The 3405-nt window shown below is 60.6% G+C and carries 3 protein-coding genes; 2 read left to right on the top strand and 1 reads right to left on the bottom strand.

From position 1 onward, the window contains the following. Positions 1 to 455: 455 nt before the first annotated feature. Positions 456 to 1469 carry a glycosyltransferase family 2 protein gene (locus tag AC5JJ6_RS04985; RefSeq protein WP_496040983.1) on the top strand — a complete coding sequence of 338 codons (1014 nt, stop codon included), beginning with the start codon at positions 456 to 458 and terminating at the stop codon, positions 1467 to 1469. 217 nt (positions 1470 to 1686) lie between these two features. On the opposite strand, the gene AC5JJ6_RS04980 is transcribed toward AC5JJ6_RS04985, so the two are convergent. Continuing rightward, entirely contained in the window at positions 1687 to 1902 is a 216-nt protein-coding gene (locus AC5JJ6_RS04980; RefSeq protein ID WP_496040982.1) for a hypothetical protein, read from the bottom strand. A 532-nt stretch (positions 1903 to 2434) separates the two neighbouring features. Between AC5JJ6_RS04980 and AC5JJ6_RS04975 the strand changes: the two genes are divergently transcribed. Continuing rightward, positions 2435 to 3405, top strand: a 971-nt coding sequence (locus AC5JJ6_RS04975; protein ID WP_496040981.1) for a lactonase family protein, incomplete at its 3' end; no start/stop codon positions are given.

The following is a 3405-nucleotide window of genomic DNA, read 5'->3' as shown; positions in this document are numbered from 1 at the left end:
ATGAACATATGACGGGCAGTCCAGTCTGCGAAATCAGCAATAGGAAGAGTGAGCCGAGCCTTCGCCTAAAGTATTCGGTTCCAGGCCATGGCCAATCTCTCTTTCGAGTTAGCCATTGTCATCGACCCTCATTCGTTCAGCGCTGGCTGCATGCGGCGAGCACTCGGCATCGTCAATTCTTTCAAGAATATTCATGTGTGATTGTTCTGACCATCAAATATCACAGAGAATAACTCGATAGATCACTGCTTTCTGCCAAGAAACAACGTTTCGTTGATCCAAGTCTAAACTCCGGTTTTGTGAAATATGTAAAAGTAGCTTAAATTTAAACGTTCCAAGACGCGTCGCATCATTGGTGATGATTGTAAAATTCCTTCGGCTTAAAACAGGTTGTCATTTGACCGCGGCGGTGATCGGCGCGACAGTATATCCGCCTGGAAAAAAGATCAGAGCTCATGATCAGCATCGTCATGCCGTCCTACAATTCGGCCGCATTCATTCATGAAGCGGTCGGCAGCCTCATTTCGCAGACCTATCCGCATTTCGAGCTGCTGGTATGCGACGACGGATCGTCGGATGCCACACAGACAATCGTGAAAGACCTGGCGCGCCGGGACGGCAGGATCCGTCTCATCGTGAACCAGCACGGCGGTGTCAGCAGGAACTGCAACGTCGGCCTCAGGGCAGCGAAATTCCCCTGGATCGCACGGCTCGATGCCGACGACGTGGCGGCTCCCGACCGGCTGGAAACTCAGATCAAGGCGGCCGAACGCCATCCGGAAGTAATCTGCTGGGGCGGGCGGGCGCACCTGATCAACCGGCAGGGCCGCATGCTGCGCGGCGCCCAGCTGGGACCGGTGAACGAAGCCGAATACCGGGAACTGCGCCGCTCCGGAAAAGTGATCTACATCCTCGGCCCCACCGTGATGTACCGGCGCGACGATGCGCTGGCCGTCGGGGGATACGATCCCCGGTTCGACGGAGCCGAGGACATCGAGCTGCTGAGCCGGCTCGCCTGCCGGGGCTCGCTCCGGACACTGCCCGACGTCCTCACGCTGTACCGTATCCATGGCCAGAGCGTCACCGCGCATCGGTCCGCCCAGCAGCGCCACCTGTTCTCCTTCATCGAGGCGCGCAACCACGCCTGGCAGTCCGGCGGGGATCTGGAACTGGAGCAATATCTTGCGGAACTTGCGGCGCGCCCGGCTTTCGAACGGCTGCGCGACAGCATCGCAGGCCGGGGAAGCCAGTATTACCGCAACACCAGCATCCACTTCGCCGAGCGGCGCCTGATCAGCGCACTGGGCACCGGCGCCCTCGCGGCACTGCTCCAGCCGCTGGCCACGTCCCAGCGCTTCGGCCGCAGGGTACTGCGCGCCGTGGGACGGTGCGTGTCCAGCCTCCGGAAGTCGGCCGCCGATCCCATCGGACTGGCAGCCGGGAGCGAAGGCGACCAGCACCCTGGCTGACCGAACCGCCGCCCGCCGGGCAGAAACGCAAACGGCCCGCTCCGGAACGGGAGCGGGCCGTCGGCTTTCAGGGCCGGCGCGTCGGAAACCGCGTCAGAAGGCCTGAACCATCAGCATGTAGGCCAGACAGAGCGCGCCGATCCCTGCCGAATAAAGCGAGAGGTTTCGTGCGATCTCCTGAAGGTCGGACATGTTTTCCTCCGTATCTCGCGATTTGTCAGCTCAGCAGAGCCCGTGCGGGCGGCTCACCGGTGCGGCGCAGAAGAATGTCGCGGGCTGCCCGTTCGGCGTGGGCCGGACTGCGGAAAGTCTTGCGGTCGAGAGTGCCGAAGGCCCAGTCGGCGGCATAGAAGATGAAGTGGTTTGCGTTGGCGACTACGATGCCAGCGGAATTCCCCTGGACTTCAATGGCATAGGCATGTGCTGAAGACATGGTACGTACTTTCGCTTCAACGGATACCGCAAGCAGGTGAGTATCCGGATCGTGATTTCAGGCGGGGGCGGTCGTCGCGATCAGCGACAACACATCCGCATGAAGCCCGAATCCTTGAAGCGGGAGAGATAATCGGCGTCTTTGGCCAGAATAATCGATGCCATCATCAGGTTCCTTGAAGTTCGACCGCAATGTTCATCGCGGTGCTTTAGCGTTTGTTGACGTGGCGCAAGCTGAACCAATCAAATGCCCGCGGGTCCGTCGGAACCAAGGCGATCATCCCGCGCAATCTCTACCAAGTCAATAGATAATGTGAATACCATCGTTGAATAGATATATTATACACTATTTATTAGTTTAAACCGGGCTAGCGGACGTATGGGTCTATCTACGCTTTTGCATATCTATCCGCAGGACGGAAGACGGAACTATGTTCTTCGTAAATCGAGAGTACGCCGAACGGCATGCCCGCCTCGGTGCCTAAAACAGCCGGGAATGCACTTCTCGAGCGAACCTCCCAGGATGAAACGCCATGACCAAGCTGCCTGTCACCGACAACGCATCACTCGAACCGACACGCCGCGCCTGCCTCAAGGGCGTCGCCGGGTTCGCTCTCGCGGCATTGGGCGGCCTGAATCAGGCGGCCCAGGCCGCTGCCATCCCCGAACAGTCCATGCCGGAGAAGGAAGCGACGGTTCCGGCACCGGGCGTCGAGCCGGGAGCGCTGCTTGCCTATGTCGGCTCCCGCACGACCAAGGAGCGCAATGCCCGGGGCGAAGGGATCAACGTTTACCGGGTGGACCCGGCCACGGGCGGATGGACCCACGTCCAGCTGCTGAAGGACCTTGTCAATCCGTCGTACCTCGCGTTCGATACCAAGCAGCGCTACCTGTACTCGGTTCACGGCGACGGCAACGAAGTCAGCGCCTTCAGCACCGACGAATACTCCGGCGAGATCACCTTCCTGAACCGGCAATCCTGCGGCGGGAAGAACCCGGTCCACCTGACCGTGGACCCGACCAACAGCTACCTGATGGTCGCCAATTACGCCACCGGGTCGCTGGCGACGCTGCCGATCGACAGCGACGGCAGGCTGGGTGAAATCAGCGGCCTCGTGCAACTGCCCGGGACGCCCGGCCCTCACAAGGTCGAACAGGCGTCGTCCCATCCCCATAACATTCCCTACGATCCGGAACAGAGCCATCTGGTGGTGCCGGACAAGGGACTGGACCGGGTATTCGTCTTCAAGCTCGATCCCGATCAGGGCACGCTGGTTCCCAACGACCCGCCGTCGATCGCGACCAGATCCGGATCGGGACCGCGTCACGTGGTCTTCCATCCGACCGCCGGGTTCGCCTATGTCATCAACGAACTGGACTCGACCGTCACGGCCTACGACTACGACCGTGTCACCGGCTCGCTCGAGCCCAAGCAGATCATGACGACCCTGCCGGCCTCCTTCACCGGCGAGAACCGCGCGGCAGGCATCGGGATCACCCCGGC

It is taken from the genome of Skermanella sp. (assembly GCF_059503625.1).
This window is presented reverse-complemented; position numbering and strand designations above follow the sequence as displayed.